This is a genomic window from Pseudomonas sp. MWU318, assembly GCF_016756945.1.
GTDB lineage: Bacteria > Pseudomonadota > Gammaproteobacteria > Pseudomonadales > Pseudomonadaceae > Aquipseudomonas > Aquipseudomonas putida_A.
Window position 1 is genome coordinate 321,319 of sequence record NZ_JAESJL010000007.1, and the last position, 16,998, is coordinate 338,316.

Annotated in this window: 11 protein-coding genes; 2 read left to right on the top strand and 9 right to left on the bottom strand. The window is 60.3% G+C overall.

Annotated elements, in window-relative coordinates; translation table 11 throughout:
* Nucleotides 1–3: 3 nt before the first annotated feature.
* On the bottom strand, nt 4–573 hold the full coding sequence (locus JN524_RS18530) for an acyl carrier protein (protein WP_202370265.1): 570 nt from the start codon (nt 571–573) through the stop codon (nt 4–6).
* 522 nt (nt 574–1,095) lie between these two features.
* On the opposite strand from JN524_RS18530, the gene JN524_RS18535 reads away from it, so the two are divergent.
* Nucleotides 1,096–1,440, top strand: a complete 345-nt coding sequence (locus tag JN524_RS18535; RefSeq protein WP_003177747.1) for a cupin domain-containing protein — start codon at nt 1,096–1,098, stop codon at nt 1,438–1,440.
* Between the two features lie 242 nt (nt 1,441–1,682).
* Here the strand turns inward: JN524_RS18535 and mmsB are convergent, their stop codons facing one another.
* The gene (gene mmsB / locus JN524_RS18540; protein ID WP_007962098.1) at nt 1,683–2,570 is read right to left on the bottom strand and encodes a 3-hydroxyisobutyrate dehydrogenase; all 888 of its coding nucleotides are present in this window, start codon (nt 2,568–2,570) and stop codon (nt 1,683–1,685) included.
* A 9-nt stretch (nt 2,571–2,579) separates the two neighbouring features.
* The gene (locus JN524_RS18545) at nt 2,580–4,106 is read right to left on the bottom strand and encodes a CoA-acylating methylmalonate-semialdehyde dehydrogenase (RefSeq protein WP_202370266.1); all 1,527 of its coding nucleotides are present in this window, start codon (nt 4,104–4,106) and stop codon (nt 2,580–2,582) included.
* Nucleotides 4,107–4,256: 150 nt separating this feature from the next.
* Between JN524_RS18545 and JN524_RS18550 the strand changes: the two genes are divergently transcribed.
* Complete coding sequence (locus JN524_RS18550) at nt 4,257–5,204, top strand: LysR family transcriptional regulator (protein WP_202370267.1); 948 nt, start codon at nt 4,257–4,259, stop codon at nt 5,202–5,204.
* On the opposite strand, the gene JN524_RS18555 is transcribed toward JN524_RS18550, so the two are convergent.
* From JN524_RS18555 to recC, 6 genes are all read right to left on the bottom strand, one after another.
* Nucleotides 5,201–5,656 (bottom strand): OmpA family protein, encoded by a 456-nt coding sequence (locus tag JN524_RS18555; RefSeq protein ID WP_177416206.1) that lies wholly within the window; start codon nt 5,654–5,656, stop codon nt 5,201–5,203. The genes JN524_RS18550 and JN524_RS18555 overlap by 4 nt on opposite strands.
* Nucleotides 5,657–5,700: 44 nt before the next feature.
* Nucleotides 5,701–6,969, bottom strand: a complete 1,269-nt coding sequence (locus JN524_RS18560; RefSeq protein WP_202370268.1) for a diguanylate cyclase domain-containing protein — start codon at nt 6,967–6,969, stop codon at nt 5,701–5,703.
* Nucleotides 6,966–7,541, bottom strand: a complete 576-nt coding sequence (locus JN524_RS18565) for a YfiR family protein (RefSeq protein ID WP_202370269.1) — start codon at nt 7,539–7,541, stop codon at nt 6,966–6,968. The genes JN524_RS18560 and JN524_RS18565 overlap by 4 nt, the downstream gene beginning before the upstream one ends.
* 119 nt (nt 7,542–7,660) lie before the next feature.
* Nucleotides 7,661–9,769, bottom strand: a complete 2,109-nt coding sequence (gene recD / locus JN524_RS18570) for an exodeoxyribonuclease V subunit alpha (RefSeq protein WP_202370270.1) — start codon at nt 9,767–9,769, stop codon at nt 7,661–7,663.
* Nucleotides 9,766–13,455, bottom strand: a complete 3,690-nt coding sequence (recB, locus tag JN524_RS18575; RefSeq protein ID WP_202370271.1) for an exodeoxyribonuclease V subunit beta — start codon at nt 13,453–13,455, stop codon at nt 9,766–9,768. Before recB ends, recD begins: the two co-directional genes overlap by 4 nt.
* Nucleotides 13,452–16,904 carry an exodeoxyribonuclease V subunit gamma gene (gene recC / locus JN524_RS18580; protein WP_202370272.1) on the bottom strand — a complete coding sequence of 1,151 codons (3,453 nt, stop codon included), beginning with the start codon at nt 16,902–16,904 and terminating at the stop codon, nt 13,452–13,454. The genes recB and recC overlap by 4 nt, the downstream gene beginning before the upstream one ends.
* Nucleotides 16,905–16,998 lie beyond the last annotated feature (94 nt).

Below are 16,998 nucleotides of genomic sequence, written 5' to 3' on the forward strand. Positions count from 1 at the left end.
CTCCTACACCGCTTCTTTGGCGTGAGTGGTGACAAACTGCTCAACCAATTGACGGGACACTTCATCGCCATCCGCCGGCAGCAGACGTGCACTGCACGCGCCGCACACCACTTGTTGGCGCTCGTTCAGAACAGCCTGGTGAGCGCTGCAATCCGGGCACGTTGCCGGCAGGTAGTTGAAGAGATTGCGGCACTGGTTGGCCCAGTTACGCACGGTGGTCGCGGCGAACACTTGAGCCGGTTGCATGCCCGCCTTCAGTTGATCCGGGGTGTAGGCGCTCAGGCTTTGCTCAAGCAGGTGCTTGCCGCTTTCGGTGATGCGCCCGTTGGCGAGAAACTCGCTGGCATCACCGCAAACCGCCACCGCATGGTCGAGCACGCTGGTTTTCGGCAGTGTGCAGCCATATTGGCGGCCCAGTTGGAAGCTCAGGTCGACGATGTCCAGCGAGTCGGCACCAAGATCTTCGACAATGCTGCTGTTTTCTTCGATGTCATTCGCATCCATCACTAACAGCTGCGCGAGGATTTCGCGAGTGCTGGCAATAACATGTTCCAAGTCCAATGGATTGTTCATTTCTATCTCCCTATATGTCGTGACTACTTCATGAATTCGACTTATGAAAAGTAACTTTTCCCACAGCAACTTCTCACGCGGCGGAAATCTAAACTCTGCCCTTAAGGGGAGAGTCAACGAACTATTCAAGGTTTTTTTACAGCTCGAAAAAAGTCTGCAACCCCCCACAGATACCGAACCTGCCTGGTGCAGCCAATCGCCGCACACGACATATTTACTTAACAAACACGGGGTATGGTGGGGCGCCCGCGCTATAAGGCAGGCCGGCTGTCAAAACTAACTAAGGACGCGGCGGTACTGACGTACTCAAAAGCAAAACCAGACAAGTAAAATAGTTATAACTTCATAACCGTTGTTTCAGATCAATACTGCCGTTAATTGAGTTTGCTGGAAGGTTTACGCCTCCATCCGTAAAACCTGGCAGCGTGTATGGATATCTGAATGTCGAGCACAGACATCTCGGCCAGGGCAGGCCGCTATAGGGTGCAGCTTCCGTTTGATCGCCTTGTCTGGAGCCGACACATGACCGCCCCTATCACCGTTCTACGCGACACTCATCCGCTGCCGGTACTCGATGCCTGCAAATGGGAAAAACTCGAAGGCGACCCGCACACCGTCAACCTCAACGCCTACACCAGCGAAGACGGCAGCAAGATCATGGGCACATGGATCTGCACACCGGGCAAATGGCGCGTCGATTATGTGAAGTGGGAGTACTGCCATTTCCAGGAAGGCTACTGCGTCATCACCCCGGACGGCATGGCGCCGATTCACCTGCGTGCTGGCGACATCTTCGTGGTTGAACCGGGGATGAAAGGCACTTGGGAAGTGGTCGAGACTGTGCGCAAATATTTCGTCTTCGCCTGACATGCAAAAGATCGCAGCCTTCGGCAGCTCCTACATGGGCAAGATGTACACCCTGTAGGAGCTGCCGAAGGCTGCGATCTTTTTTGCCTCACAAAAAACCTGTGGCGAGGGTGCTTGCTCCCGCTCGGCTGCGCAGCAGTTGTAAATTCAGGAAGCGCGTTTACCAGGTTTGGGTCTGCCATGCAGACCAGCGGGAGCAAGCTCCCTCGCCACAGAAGCTCGCCCCGCAATTTGATGCCTGTTTATTGCGGTTTGCGATAGCTGTTGATAATCGCCGAGAAGTCCTTGCCCCCCTCCCCGCGCTGGCTCATCGCCTGATACAACTGCTGCGCCACCGCACCGAGCACCACCGGTTGGTGTGCCTGACGCGCCGCTTCGGTTGCCAGCCCCAGATCCTTGAGCATCAGTTCGGCGCCGAAGCCACCGGTATAACCGCGCGAGGCCGGCGCCGTTTCGACGATGCCCGGCCACGGGTTGTACATTTCCGAACTCCAGCAACGCCCGGTCGAGCTGTTGATGATCCCGGCGAGCACCGAGGTGTCGATCCCCAGTGCATCGCCCAGCGCCATGGCTTCACTGACACCGACCATCGAGATCGCCAGCAGCAGGTTGTTGCAGATCTTGGCGATCTGTCCGGTGCCGACTTCACCGCAATGCACGATGTTGCGGCCCATCTGCGCCAGCACCGGTTGCAGGGTGGCGAACAGTTCCGGGGTGGCGCCAACCATGAAGGTCAGCGTGCCGGCGGTCGCGCCGCCGGTACCGCCGGAGACCGGTGCATCAGCCATGGCCACGCCTTGTTTGGCGGCAGCGGCGGCCACATCGCGGGCGGTCTGCGGATCGATGGTGCTGCAATCCACCGCCGGCACACCTTTGCCGATACCGGCGAGCACACCGTCCTCACCCAGCCAGACGCTGCGCACATGGACCGCCGCCGGGAGCATGGTGATCACCAGTTCGGCGTCTTCGGCGGCCTCACGGGCCGAGGCGCGGATAGTGCCGCCCAATTGCTCGAGTTCCGCCAGCACCGTCTTGTTCAGGTCCACCAGATTCAGTGAATGGCCGGCCTTGATCAGGTTGCGCGCCATCGGCGCGCCCATGTTGCCCAGACCGATAAATGCAATTTTCATGGCCATTCCTCAGCGCAGGTTGATGGTGGTGTTCACGCCGTCATTGACGCTGTCGTCATCGAACCAGCGCGCCGTAACCGTTTTGGTCTGGGTGTAGAACTGCACCACTTGCTTGCCGTACGGGCCGAGGTCGCCGAGTTTCGATCCGCGCGAACCGGTGAAGCTGAAGAACGGCACCGGCACTGGAATCGGGATGTTGATACCGACCTGACCGACGTCGATTTCCGTCTGGAATTTGCGCGCTGCTGCACCGCTCTGGGTGAACAGGCCCGTGCCGTTGCCGAACGGGTTGGCGTTGACCAGCGCGATGGCCTGATCGAGGGTGTCGACTTCCAGCACCACCAGCACCGGGCCGAAGATTTCCTGGGTGTAGATCTGCATTTCAGTGGTCACACCCGAGAACAGGGTCGGGCCGACGAAGTTGCCTTGCTCGTAGCCCGGCACCTTGATGTCGCGACCATCGAGTTCAAGCTTGGCGCCTTCCTTGATGCCGCTTTCAATCAGCTCGAGAATCCGCGCCTTGGCTTTCTTCGAGATCACCGGACCAACATCGGTACCCGCCTCGCTGCCGGCGTTGACCTTGAGTTTCTGCGCCAGCGCTTTCAGGTCCGGCAGCCACTGTTTCGCCGCACCGACCAGCACCACCACCGAGGTGGCCATACAACGCTGACCGGCTGCACCGAAACCGGCGCCGACCAAGGCATTCAACGCTTGCTCGCGATTGGCGTCCGGCAGCACCACGGCATGGTTCTTCGCGCCCATCATCGATTGCACGCGTTTGCCGTGCTTGCCGGCCAGGTCGTAGACGTGAGTACCGACCGCCGTCGAACCAACGAACGACACCGCTTTGATGTCCTTGTGGGTGCACAGACCATCAACCACGTCTTTACCGCCATGAACCACGTTGAGCACACCGGCCGGAACGCCCGCCTCAATCGCCAGTTCCACCAGCAGCATGGTCGACAGCGGATCCTGTTCCGACGGTTTGAGCACGAAGGTGTTGCCGCAGGCAATGGCCATCGGGAACATCCACAGCGGAATCATCGCCGGGAAGTTGAACGGGGTGATGCCGGCGCACACGCCGATCGGCTGGCGCAGGGTGTAGGTATCGACGCCACCCGCCACGTTTTCGGCGAACTCGCCCATTTGCAGGGTGCCGATGGAACAGGCGTGTTCGACCACTTCCAGGCCACGGAAAATATCGCCCTCGGCGTCGGCAATAGTCTTGCCCTGCTCGGCGCTCAGGACCACGGCGATGCGTTTGGAGTGCTCGCGGATCAGCGCCTGCAGCTTGAGCATGATGCGCATGCGCGCGCCGATCGGGGTCAGTTTCCAGGTCTGGAACGCGCGGTGCGCGGCACTGATGGCGGCATCGACTTCAGCGGCGGTGGCGAACGGGACCTTGGCCAGCACTTGCTGAGTCGCCGGGTTGACGATGTCGTGCCACTCGGTGGTCTGCGATTCGACCCACTCGCCGTCGATCAGCAGCTTGACCTTCTGGACCGTGGTTTCGTTGGGCGTAAGCGATGCGTTCATGCTGGTCTCCGAAACTTGTTGTTATCGTAGGAGCCAAGGCGAAGGGGTTCGCCTTGAGATGAGGCGTATGTCGCGAATTGGTTGTCGGACTGTTTTTGGAGTATAGATGTGCAAACTTCTAATAAGAACGCACATATAAGCCCGTCCATCATGCAAAAAAACATCACCTCCCTGGGGTCGCTGAATTGGGACGACCTGAAGTTTTTCCTCGAAGTCGCCCGCACCCGCAAGGCCAGCACGGCGGCCAAACGCCTGGCGGTGGACTACACCACCGTGTCGCGGCGCATCAGTTCGCTGGAAGCGGCGCTGGGTACATTGCTGTTCGAAAAATCGCGTACCAGCGGTTTTGTGCTGACCACCGAAGGTCAGCGTCTGCTGGGTTATGCCGAGTCGATTGAAAGCACGTTGCACATGGCTTGCGAGCAGGTTTCGGGGTCTGGTGTGGCGCTTTCCGGGCATGTACGCATGGGCTGCACCGAAGGTTTCGGCAGCTTTTTCATCACCCCGCAGCTGAGCCACTTCGTCGACGCCTACCCGGCGATTTCGGTGGACATCCTGCCGCTGCCGCACTTCATCAGTCTGTCCAAACGCGAAGCCGATATCGTCATTGCGCTGGAGCGCCCGGAACACGGCCCGTACGTGTGCTGCAAACTCTGCGACTACCGCTTGCAGCTGTACGCAACCCAGGACTACCTCGACCAGCACCCACCGATCCGCCGCCCGGCCGATTTGGGCAAGCATCAATTCATCAGTTATGTGGATGACCTGGCGTTCAGCTCGGAGCTGCTTTACCTGGCGAACGTGCTGCCCGGCGCCAGCGCAAACCTGCGCAGCACCAGCGTCATCGCGCAGTTCGTCGCGGCGCAGCAAGGGCGTTCACTGGCGATTCTGCCGTGCTTCCTCGCGGCCCAGGATCCGCACCTGCTGCCGGTGCTGCCCGATGAAATCGACATCACCCGGCAATTCTGGATGTACTGTAGGGAGGACTTGAGGAAGCTCAAGCGGATCACCCTATTGTGGGATTACATCCGTGAGGTGACCGAGCGCAATCAGGGCCTGCTGATGGGGCAGACCCGCGAGATGCGGTTTGCCGATTAATCGGCGCTGACCACAATCGACACCCGGCGATTCTCGGTGCGTCCGGCGGTAGTGTCATTGGACGCCACCGGCTCGCTGCTGCCCAGTCCGCGCAGCTGGATGTTCTCTTGCTTCATGCCGACGGTGGTCAGCACCTTGGCCACACTTTTGGCCCGACGCAGCGACAGTTGCTGGTTGTAGGTTTCTTTGCCCGAGGCATCGGTATGACCGTCGACCCGCACCCGCTCGATACCGACGCCGAGCAGTGCCTTGCCGATGCGTTCGACGATTTCGGTGCTCTGGTTGTTCAGGCTTTCGATATCGCTGCCAAACAGCACTTTGCCGGACAGGCCAAACTCCCAGCCCTCGTCGGTCGCTTCGAAGCCTTGTTGTTTGAGGACGGCGATCTGCGCCGGGGTCAGGCCTTTCTGCGGTGCGGTCTGGCACCCGGTCAGCGCCAGTACGGCGATCATCAGCAAGGCGGAAAACAGTCGAGCGGGAAATGTGAACACGGGAATCAGCTCCTGGTTTGAAGATTGACGACCGGGCTCTCCGACCCGGCAGTGAATTGAGCGCCACGCGACAGGCGCTTGGCCTGATACATCGCCGCGTCGGCCGCATTGAGCAAGGCGCCTGGCGTGACACCATGGTCAGGGAAAACGGCAATGCCGATACTGAGCGACGTCACCACACTGGTATCGCCCGGCAGCGCGATGGGCACGTCCATGCTGGCAAGAATCTTGTCGGCAATGCGCTCGGCGTCTTCGACCTTGTGCAGCGGCGCCAGCAGTACGGCAAACTCATCGCCCCCCAGCCGCGCCACCAGATCTTCTTCACGCAGTTGCGCGCGGATCCGATTGGCGACCGCCACCAGTACCGCATCGCCTGCGGCGTGACCAAAGTTGTCGTTGATGCCTTTGAATCGGTCACTGTCGAGAAACAGCACCGCCACCCGCTCGTTGAGCTTGCCGGCATTGCGCAAGGCGCGAATCAACCGACCTTCGAAAAACGCCCGGTTCGGCAGGCCGGTGAGGCTGTCGTGGCTGGCCTGATGGGCGAGGGTTTCGTTTTCGCTTTGCAGGTGGGTTTGCCACGATTCGAGTTCGTCGAGCAGGGCATTGAAGTCGTTGCCGAGGTTGTCGAGCTCGGCGATCTGCGCCGGCGGTACGCGCCGATCCAGTGCTCGCTCGCTGCGGGCAGCGTGGGCCACCGCCGCGAGGCTGCGAAGTGGGCCGGTAATGCTGCGCAGCTGGCGGCGCGCCAGATACAGCGCGACCCAGGCACTGATGGCGGTGCAGAGAATGATCCCCGCCAGACCGCTGAGCAAGAAGCGCATCAGGCTGCCGCCGTGACCGACCAGCAGGATGCGTCCGATTTCACGATCCTGATGCACGATCGGCAGGCTGATCGGCTTTTCCAGAATGGTCCGGGCAGCCTGCATTTCCAGCTCGGAAAACAGACCGTTTTCGGGACGCTGCCAACGCGCGAGCAACGTACCCTGGGCATCGAAAACCTGAGCGTCCGCCACCTCTTCGGTGGACGCGATCAAGGCCAGCGCTTCCGTCGCGGCAGCCTTGTCGTTGAACACTACCGCCGCTTCCACGGTGTAGCTGATCGAGCGCGCAATCAGGTGCAGGTTGTGATCGGCGTAGACCCGCAGCGCGAGAACCCCCAGCAGGGTCAGCGACACACTGGCCATCGTCACGGCCACCAGCGCGACAATCAAATGTCCACGGCCGATGACCGAGCCCAGTGTCGGGCGGGTTCTGGAACCGAACAGTTTCATGGCGCCGCCGGTTTGCGGCGCGACAACTGCAGCACGCTCGGGTGGATGCGTACGCCGCTGCGGGCGACGGAGTCGAGATTGACCTCGAAGGACACCTGCTCATCGCCGACGCGCAGGCAGAACAGGCTGCCAACCGTGCACTGATCGCCACCTTCGCTGATGCTCAGCACCGGATGGCCGATCAATGAAGTGAACAGCCGACTGCGTTCATCTGCGGTGAGTTTGCCGATGTATACCGCATCGCATTCACTGACGATGGCCGGATTGTCGGCCAGCAGTCGGCGCACAGTGACCGGACGACCAGTGGCTTGTGTGGTGCCTTTGACCAGATCGTCGGTGTACTCGGTGGGGCCGACGATACACAGGCGCAACTGCGCTGGTTCAACCGGCCAGCGTGCGTAGCTGAGGATGCCCAGCACGACTTGTGTCACTGCCTGAGCGCGTTGCTCGGCCATGCCCGCGGGCGTTTGTGTCTGCGCCATGGCAACGCCCGTCAGCAAACAGAGCAGACCGACAAGCAATGCGTGCTTGCAGCGAACCACGCGCTCTGTCGCCCAGACTGCCACCTTCATGCAGGGATTCTCTTGGATCGTACTGAAATGATGCCGCAACGATAGCACAGCGGAGTAACACCAGCGAGACAGTGCCTTCTGACCGACTGGTCAGTAACCGCCGCCAATCGCCAGATTTTTCATCCCCAAGCCTCGCCACCCTCCTCCAGTTCCAGCATCAATCCACTGAGGCGCTTGACCTTGCGTTGCACGGCCTCTTCGAACACGCCTGCGCGAGGTTCGATCAGGGTGAACCAGTTTTTTGCGCGAGTGATCCCGGTGTAGATCAACTCCTTGGTCAGCACCGGATTCAGGGCATCCGGCAGGATCAGCGCAGTGTGCGCAAACTCCGAGCCCTGGGATTTGTGCACCGTCATGGCGTACACCGTTTCCACGTCGTTGAGCCGACTCGGCAGCACAAAGCGCACGCCGCCCTTGCCATCGTTACGCGGAAACGCCACGCGCAATACCGGTTTGCCCGCGTCGGGGCCTTCACGTTCAGGCAGCTTGAGCGCAATGCCGATATCACCGTTCATCAGGCCCAGGCCATAGTCGTTGCGGGTCATCAATACCGGCCGGCCTTCGTACCATTGCTGGTCACTGTCGATCAGTCGCGCCTTGAGCAAGGCGTCGGTGATGCGCTGGTTCAAGCCTTCTACACCCCAAGGGCCTTTGCGCACCGCGCACAGCAACTGGAACGTATCGAATGCCTGCAGCACTTCACGCGCCCATTGAATCCAGTCCGGGTGTTCCAGCGGTCGGCCTTGTGGTGGTCGTTGATTTCGCAACACGCTCAGGTAATGGCGATAGCCCTGCGGCCCGTCGCCATGGCCTTCGAGCACCAGACGCTCGAACTTGTGGTTGTGTTCGCCATTGAGCGACAGCGAGAACACATCGGCGTAATGACCAGCGCTCAGTAGTTGCCGCGCTTCCTCAGGCAGCTGTTGATTGACCCGCCGCGCGAGTTGCCCGATGCCGCTACCCTCGCCGAATCGCCGGGAGTGGCGCAACATCACCAGTTGCTGCGCCAGTGGATGCGAGCCGTCGTTGTCTTCGTGCAAACCGCTGTCCTGCAGCGATTCGCCACTGACAGACTCCAGCCATTGTCGGGTTTGCGGGTTATACCAGCCAGCCTCGGCATCGCGGCACAGATCGCCGAGCACCGCACCGGCCTCTACAGAGGCGAGTTGATCCTTGTCCCCGAGCAGCACCAGACGCGCATGTGGCGGCAAGGCATCGAGCAGATTGGCCATCATTTCCAGGTCGATCATCGACGCTTCGTCGACCACCAGCACGTCCAGCGGCAAGCGATTGCCAGCATGGTGGCGAAAGTGACGGGTGCCGGGCCGACTGCCGAGCAGACGGTGTACGGTGGTCACGTCACAGGGGATTTTCTCGCGCACGGCTTCGGCGACTTCCAGCGATTGCACTTGCTGGCTGATGGACTCGGTCAAGCGCGCAGCGGCTTTGCCGGTGGGCGCCGCCAGACGAATCCGCAGCGGCTGCCCGGCCTCCACGGCGGGCGCCTGGAGCAACGCCAGCAGACGCACCACCGTGGTGGTCTTGCCGGTGCCCGGGCCGCCGGTGACGATACTGAATGCGCCGCGCGTGGCAAGGGCGCAAGCGAGTTTCTGCCAGTCGACCACTGCACCTGGTTTTCTGGCCCCAAACAGCTCGTTCAAGTGCTGCGGCAAGTCCGCCGGCGGCACTTCGTTCTGCGCCAGACGCAAACGCAATGCGCTGTCGATCCGTCGTTCATAAGCCCAGTAGCGGCGCAGATACAGGCGCTTTCCGGACAACACCAAGGGGCGTTCCTGCGCCGCGGCACTTGTGTCAGCCGCCAGCGCGACCAGTGGACTGCCCGCCAGCACCTTGCACCAATGAGCGCCGTTGAGGGCTTCAAGCAATTGCGACGGCAGCAGCAGAACACCTCCTTGCACATCCCCTTCGGGAGGGAGTGACAAGGCGAAATCCGGCGCCTTGAGGGTTTCGAACAAATCCAGACAAACATGCCCGTGACCGAGCTGATGACTGGTCAACGCGGCGGCGAGCAGCACCAGCGAATCAGCCTCGGGCGACAACTCATGAAGGAACGCGACAAACGCCTTGTCCAGTGAACGTAGCCAGCCCCGTTCGACCCAGCGGGTCAGCAACAGCAGCAGGTCATCGGCGCGGGTCAGCGGTGACAAGGTCGACAGACTGTCGTCTGCCAACGGTGTCGGCAGCAGATCGGCGAAGGTACGGTTCATAGCAGAACTCCCTGTTCCCATGCGGGCTCGGCTTTGGGCGCAGGCTTGCCCTGGAACAAGCGGTCCAGGCTTTCGATGAGTTCTCGTGGCGGACGGGCAAAATACACGCCGCGACTGTCCGACCGTGTGCCGCGCAGGAACAGGTACAGCGCGCCACCCACATGCCGGTCGTAATCGTAATCAGGCAGCCGCGCCTTGAGTTGACGGTGCAGTGCCAAAAGATACAGCACGTATTGCAGGTCATAGCGGCTGTCGAGGATCGAGCGTTCCATGGCCTGCTCTGTATAAGCCATGTCGTCAGCACCCAACCAGTTGGATTTGTAGTCGGCCACATAGTAGCGGCCATCGTGTTCAAAGGTCAGGTCGATGAATCCCTTGAACATCCCGTTGAGCTGCACCGGCTCGGCGGCCACCCGCGCCACGCCATTATGGGTGTGCTGACGCACCAGCTCATCGAGTTTGAGCACATCGACCTGATGGCTGGCAAACCAGAACTCCATCTCGACCCGGTACTGTGTCAGTTGCTCCAGTACCACCGGTATTCGGCCAGCACCTGCCGGCAAAGGAGTCTTCAGCAGATGCTCCAGCCAGTCGCTCAACGTGGTGATCCAGCCTTTCCAGCCACGCAAGTTGCAGCGCCGGGCAATCGCGTCCTCCAGCGCATCGCGCTGCACGGCGAAACCTTCATCGCCCGCCCATTCCAGCAAACCGTGGAGGAATGTTCCCGGATTGGGGCCGCGCGGGAAGCGATGGATATCGCCGCCACCGGCGATGATTTCTCTCGGTGCCTCAGGATCAAGGCGCTCATCATCAAACAGTTTTTGCGCTTGCGGACTGTCAGGCGCTTCATCACTGCCGACACTCAATACATCACTGATGCGCAAGGCGCTGTAGGAAGCAATCCACCAGTTCTCACTGGCCTTGCGCTTGGGCAACAGGGTCGCGCTGAGCGTCGCTTCATTGCGCGGTGGCCGATAATGCTCGTCCGAGGGGTGAGGCATGTCAGCGATGGCGATAGCTGGACAATCCTGTTGCAAGTCGTACAGCCAGCGATTCAATCCGGTGGAGTCGCCCAGCGTCTCGCCACCACCCAGCAAGTATCCAAGCGCAGAAAGATGCAGCACTGAACTGTTGTTATTACCGCGCTTGAGATCGGTCACGCCCAGCCAGCAGGCATGCTGCGCGCGGGTCAATGCCACGTAGAGCAGTCGCAGGTCTTCGGCGAGACGCTCATCATCGGCCAAGGCAATCAATTCGGCAGTCGGGTTCAGACTGACCTGCGCCTTGCCCGAAGCATCGTGATAATTGAGCGGCAAGCGGCTGCCGTCCACCGGTTTTGCCGAGCAGATGAACGGCAGGAACACCAGTGGATATTCAAGGCCTTTCGACTTGTGGATGGTCACGACCTTGACCAGTTGCTCGTCGCTTTCCAGGCGCAGAATCTGTTCTTCACCGGCCTGGCCGGACAATGCCAGGTGTTCGGCCAGATGCCGGATCAGCGCCTGTTCGCCATCGAGTTCGGCAGCAGCCTGTTGCAGCAACTCCGACAAGTGCAGCAGGTTGGTCAGCACGCGTTCGCCGTCGCTGCGTGCCATGAGGATCTGCGGCAACTGGAAATCGTGCAGCAGGCGGCGCAGCATCGGCAGTACACCTTGCTTTCGCCACAGTTCGCGATAACCGCGGAACTGCATGACGCGGCTTTCCCAGACCAACTCGTCCTGGTTCAGGCGTTCCAGCTCGACCAGTGGCAGGTTGAGAGTGATGCAGGCCAGCGCGGCTTTCAGCGAGCGCTCGACGTCCGGCTCGGCACAGGCCTTGAGCCACGACAGCAAGTCATGGGCCTCCTGGGCAGCGAAAACCGAGTCCTTGTCCGAAAGATAGACGCTGCGCACGCCTCGCGCAGCCAGCTCGCCGCGAACGGCCTGCGCCTCCCTGCCATCGCGAACCAGAATCGCAATGTCCGAAGGACGCAGGCCTCTGAATTCCTTGCCGCTTTGCACAAATCCAGCGTTGCCGGCTTGCCCGCCATTGAGCAACGCGGTGATTTGACTGGCACAGGCTGCCGCCAGTTGCTGGCGATAGACGGCACCCGACAGCGGCTGGTCGGTAGGCAGGTGCCAGACGTTCAGCGCCGCAACGTCCTGTCCGGCAAGCTGTAGCCACTCTTTGCGGCCCTGAGACTCGACGGGCTGAAACGGTACCGGGTTCTCACCGGTTTTCTGCCGAAACAGAAACGCGCCGCGCCCCAGATCTCGGGACTCGGCGCGTTCAAATACATGATTGACCGCTTTCACCATGCCGTGGCTGGAGCGGAAGTTGGTATCCAGCGTGTGCAGTCGGCCGGCGGTAGCCTCACGTGCACGCAGATAAGTGTAGATATCGGCGCCACGGAACGCGTAGATCGCCTGTTTGGGATCGCCGATCAGAAACAGACCTGTGTCCGGGCTGTTGTCTTCGATGCGATAGATACGTTCGAAGATCCGGTACTGCACCGGATCGGTGTCCTGGAACTCATCGATCAGTGCGACCGGAAACTGTTCGCGGATCAGTGTGGCAAGCCGCTCCGCGCCATCGGACTGCAGTGCAGTGTCAAGACGCAGCAACATGTCATCGAACCCCATCTCGGCGCGACGACGTTTCTCTTCTTCAAAACGCGCGCCTACCCATTTGGCCGCGTGTTGCAGGACTGCAGCATCAGGGGTCGGCAATGCATCGAGACTCGACTTGAGCCCTGCCATTGCCTCGAGTCCCGGGTGGCTCGGTGCCTGGCCTTTCCAGGCTTCCGCCATGCCGTCGGGCGTGAGCCGGGTGAAGCCGGTGCCGATGTCCAGTTGCTCCAGCGATTCGTCTTCAGCCCAGGCCTTGAGCTTTTCAAACCAGGGTTCAAAGTAACGGGCCTGCATCTTGCGGCCGTCGACGGCCTTGCTCGCAACCCCTTCATGACAGATGACGAGCAGCTCATCGGCCCATTGGCGCCAGGGCATTTTCAGCTCAAGCAAAGCTGCACGGCGCTCCTGCAGGCACTCGTCGATCAGCTCTGCCGGGGGCTTGCCTTCGTCGCCGTCGCGCTCGCTGGCAAACAGACCACGCACTCGAGGCAGCAGCGCCGCGGGTCCGCCCCAGTTATTGCGCACCCAATTGAGCACCTCGCCCTGCATCGGATAGCAGAACAGGCGCCAGTAGTCGCGCAGCACCTCGCCGAGCAAATCGCTGTGATCGGTCTCGAGGGATTGGGTAAACAGGCTGCCGCTATCGAAGGCGTGCTCACGCAACATGCGCTGACACCAACTGTGAATGGTCGAAACGGCAGCCTCGTCCATCCATTGCGCGGCGATATCCAGCCGATTGGCGCAACCGGACCATTGTTGCGGCGCATATTGCTCGCGCAGATCGGCAATCAGGGCATCAGGCGCCGGTATCTCACCACGGAAAAATCGGGCAGCCTCGGCCAGTCGTGTACGAATTCGCTCGCGAAGCTCCTTGGTTGCCGCATCAGTAAAGGTCACCACGAGGATTTGCGGAGGCAACAACTCACGACCGAAGCCGTTCAATTCTCCGCCATGGCCGAGGATCAGCCGCAGATACAGGGCGGAAATGGTGAAGGTTTTGCCTGTACCGGCGCTGGCTTCGATCAATTGGCTGCCGTGTAGCGGGAAGGCCAGTGCAAGCGGAGTTTTCGAACTCATGAGCGCCCCCCTTCGCTTGCGAGTGAGCGCCAAGGCGCTTCGCATAGAGGGCGATACAAGGCGTCGCACCAACCCGAAAATGTCTCATCGCTGAGTAGCGAATCAAAATCGACGAATTGCCGGGACAGCGCCGGGCTCTCACGACGTTCGCCTTCGCTGGTCTGGCCATCACCTTCATAGGCTTTGCGGGCCGCGGCTTCGGCCTTGAGCGGATCGGACTGGGACAGCCAGGCAAATGCCGTTTTTACTGCGATCGGCAGCGGCTGACGCATTCCAGCCTGCCAGGCGAGCAGCAGATCACCGAGGAAACGCAGCGCCCGATCCTGCTCCATGGGCTCGAGCAACAGCGTGTCATCGCTGGCTACAAGCGCAGTGCTCATCGATAGTCCACTGGCACAGGCAACAAGATGATTGACCCACGGCTTGATCAACCGGTGCCATTTTCGACTCTTGATCGAGCCGATGCTGTTGGGAATGGTTGTGACTGATAGCAGTTCACCATCGGCACGCTGATGCAGGCTGGCGAGCCAACCTTCAAGGCGCAGTCCGTGCAATTGGAGACTGATCGGAACTGCGCTGGTCAGCGGTGTTGGCCATAACGTGAGCAGTTGCTGAAAGCGCTGAAGCAAATCCGGCAGCGGTTCGATCAACTCGCGCTGCAGGCACTCACCGAATCCGGCCATGGGCAGCAGACCACTGTTTTGCAGGCGGCGGGCCTGCGCCTCGAGCGCCTGATCGATATTGTCCGGTTGCCGGAGTGCCGCGTCGAGCAGGCTGTCGCTGAGGGTGTAGCGCTGCAATGCATCGAGTACGAAAGGCTCCTCGTCCGCCAGTGGTGCTTCAGCGGCCTCGAAATACACCTTGAGTCGCTGGGTGAAAAAGTGGCGAACCGGGTTGCGCAGGAAGTCCTGGAGCAGGACCAGAGTCAGAGGCTCTTCCTGGACATAGGGATCGAGCAACTGCTCGGCATTTCGGCTCTGAGCGGGTTGATGCAAGACCTGCCATTCTCTGGCATAGCTGAAAAGCTGATTGCCCTCATGGAAGTAACGCGCGCTGAACGGTTGCAACGGGTGCTCCTCGGTTAACGCGTCCAGCAGATTCTTGCTCTCGTCGGCCAATCGCCAGCCACCGGCGAGATGATCGCGCAGTTGCCCGATCAGCACCGACGCCGGGCGCTCGCTGTTGTCGCGAATACTGCGGCCGACCCAACTGATATAGAGCTGATTGCGCGCAGACAGCAACGCTTCCAGCAATAGATAACGGTCGTCCTCCCTTCGGGAACGATCTCCCGGACGGTAGTCGCTGCCCATCAGATCGAAATCCAGCGGCGGCTGCGCGCGTGGATAGTCACCATCATTCATTCCCAGCAAACAGACGAGTTTGAAAGGAATCGCACGCATCGGCATCAAAGTGCAGAAATTCACGGCACCGGCGAGAAAACGCTGGGACAAGCGGCCCTGATCCAGACCGGCAAGCCAGGCCTCACGCACCACTGTCAGCGGCAGTTCATCTGTCAGGCCTACCGATTCGCAGGTTTCCAGCCAGGTCTCGCGAAGCTCCTCCAACTGCGTCAGCAAGAAGTCGTCATGTTCATTGCAGGCCTTGAAGAACAATTGCATCAGCGCCTGAAGACGTAGGCCCCACTCATTGGGTTGTGCTGGTTGCGTAAGCTCCTGATGCGCCAGTTCCAGCGCATCGAGCAACGCGACCAAAGGCCCGATCAGCGCAGCATCCAACCCACCGATTTCATCATAAGGTTCGATGCCCGCACAGGCATTGGAGCTGCCGACAGCGTAACCGAGCAGCATCCGGCGCAAGCCAAAATGCCAGCTGTTTTGTTCGAGTTCATCCGGCAGTCCGAGGCCTGCCCGTTGCTCGGCATTCATGCCCCAGCGCACGCCTGCGCCTTCAATCCAGCGATGCAGAGTCGGCAAATCACGCTCCTCAACACCGAATCGAGCACGCAATGCGGGAACGTCGAGCAAATCGAGGATTTCACTGACCGGAAAACGACTGTCCGGCAGCTTGAGCAGGTGCTCGACGGCAATCAGCAACGGATCGCGACCGCGCTGCCCCTGATCGGCCAGGGTGAACGGGATGAAGCGCGGATCGTGTCGCTCGAGTTGGCCAAACACCGCGCGGATGTGCGGGGCATAGCTGTCGATGTCCGGCACCATTACGATCACATCGCGCGGTCGCAATTCAGGATTGGCGCTGAAGCGGGCCAACAACTGATCGTGAAGAATCTCGACCTCACGCTGAGCGCTATGGGCGATGTGAAAGCGGATCGACTCATCTTGCGTCAGATCGACAGGGGGCCAATGCTCACGCGTTTCATCAAGTGGTCGCAACTCCAGAATGTCGTCCTGAAGCTGATTGAGCAGGTTCTGCGGCTGCGTTTCGCTGAACAAATCGATGCGCCCGTCACGAAATGCCGCGCGATAACTGTTTGGATCATCGTAGCTGTCGAGCAGGTTGATGTAGTCGCGACCTTGTTTGCCCCACGCGGCGAGCAGCGGATGGGCGTGTTGGTGCAACGTTTCAGGATCGAGTACGATCGGCATGCCGTTCTTGCGGCTCTGACGCTTGTATTGATGACGCAGCAGATCCTTGTCGGCGACGATATCGGCCCAGTGGTGACGGCAAGGGTTGTGCACACAAAGCAGGACCTGACTGAAACGTGCGAGTCCGGCCAGGGCCTCAAGCACTTGAGCCGGCAGAGAAGAAATACCAAAAACGATCACACGCGAGGGCAGGCCTGCGGGGGCGACCTCGAGGGTGTTTATTCTTTCGATAAACCGCTGGTGAACACCCGCACGACTCTGGGCCATGCCTTGCTCGCCAACATCCTGCAATAGCGCACGCCACAGTTCGGCCTGCCAGCAACTGGTCGGCGGCAGGGGTTTGATTTCACCCCTGACATTACGTAATTGGTGGAAACCTTGCGCCCAGTCTTCAAGCCAATCCGCGCGATACACCTGATATTGGTCGAAAAGATCCGCCAGGCGTTCAGACAATTGATAGCGCTTGCGCAAGTCGGTGTCGTGGGTGAGGAAGCGCTGGAGCGGCTCGAAATGCGGACGGTCGATCAAGTGGGGTAATAGACGCATCAATCGCCAGGTCAAGGGTGCCTTGTCGAGCAGGGATTTGGCAGGGATTTCATCTCGGCCCAAGACCATGCGGTAGAGCTGCCACATAAAGCTGCCGGGTAATTGCACGTCGATGGCTGCAGCAATTCCGCAACCACCGAGATCATCGTCCTGGGGATCCTCAGCCAATGCCAACTTGAGCCATTGGGCTATACCATTGCTCTGCACCAGAGCGATTTCATTCTCCAAGGGCGCCAATGGATAGCGCCGCATAATGCTGACCACCAGGCTGCGCAGCTCGTCCAGGCTATTGCTCTGAACCACCATGAATGCAGCGTTGAGGGACGAGGCGTCCGGCATAAAAGCTTCCTTGGAAAAGTACAAAAGCCAAGGCAGAACCTTAGCACTGTCGGCAGGCTGTGACAGCCGGAAGGGGCACCTGCTTGTCGTAGGA

Bases quoted from the DNA above. Each gene is read 5' to 3' on its own strand.
- JN524_RS18545 (WP_202370266.1), bottom strand. From the start codon at position 4,106: ATGAACGCATCGCTTACGCCCAACGAAACCACGGTCCAGAAGGTCAAG.
- JN524_RS18565 (WP_202370269.1), bottom strand. From the start codon at position 7,541: ATGAAGGTGGCAGTCTGGGCGACAGAGCGCGTGGTTCGCTGCAAGCAC.
- JN524_RS18535 (WP_003177747.1), top strand. From the start codon at position 1,096: ATGACCGCCCCTATCACCGTTCTACGCGACACTCATCCGCTGCCGGTA.
- JN524_RS18550 (WP_202370267.1), top strand. From the start codon at position 4,257: ATGCAAAAAAACATCACCTCCCTGGGGTCGCTGAATTGGGACGACCTG.
- mmsB (WP_007962098.1), bottom strand. From the start codon at position 2,570: ATGAAAATTGCATTTATCGGTCTGGGCAACATGGGCGCGCCGATGGCG.
- recB (WP_202370271.1), bottom strand. From the start codon at position 13,455: ATGAGTTCGAAAACTCCGCTTGCACTGGCCTTCCCGCTACACGGCAGC.
- JN524_RS18560 (WP_202370268.1), bottom strand. From the start codon at position 6,969: ATGAAACTGTTCGGTTCCAGAACCCGCCCGACACTGGGCTCGGTCATC.
- recC (WP_202370272.1), bottom strand. From the start codon at position 16,904: ATGCCGGACGCCTCGTCCCTCAACGCTGCATTCATGGTGGTTCAGAGC.
- JN524_RS18555 (WP_177416206.1), bottom strand. From the start codon at position 5,656: ATGATCGCCGTACTGGCGCTGACCGGGTGCCAGACCGCACCGCAGAAA.
- JN524_RS18530 (WP_202370265.1), bottom strand. From the start codon at position 573: ATGAACAATCCATTGGACTTGGAACATGTTATTGCCAGCACTCGCGAA.
- recD (WP_202370270.1), bottom strand. From the start codon at position 9,769: ATGAACCGTACCTTCGCCGATCTGCTGCCGACACCGTTGGCAGACGAC.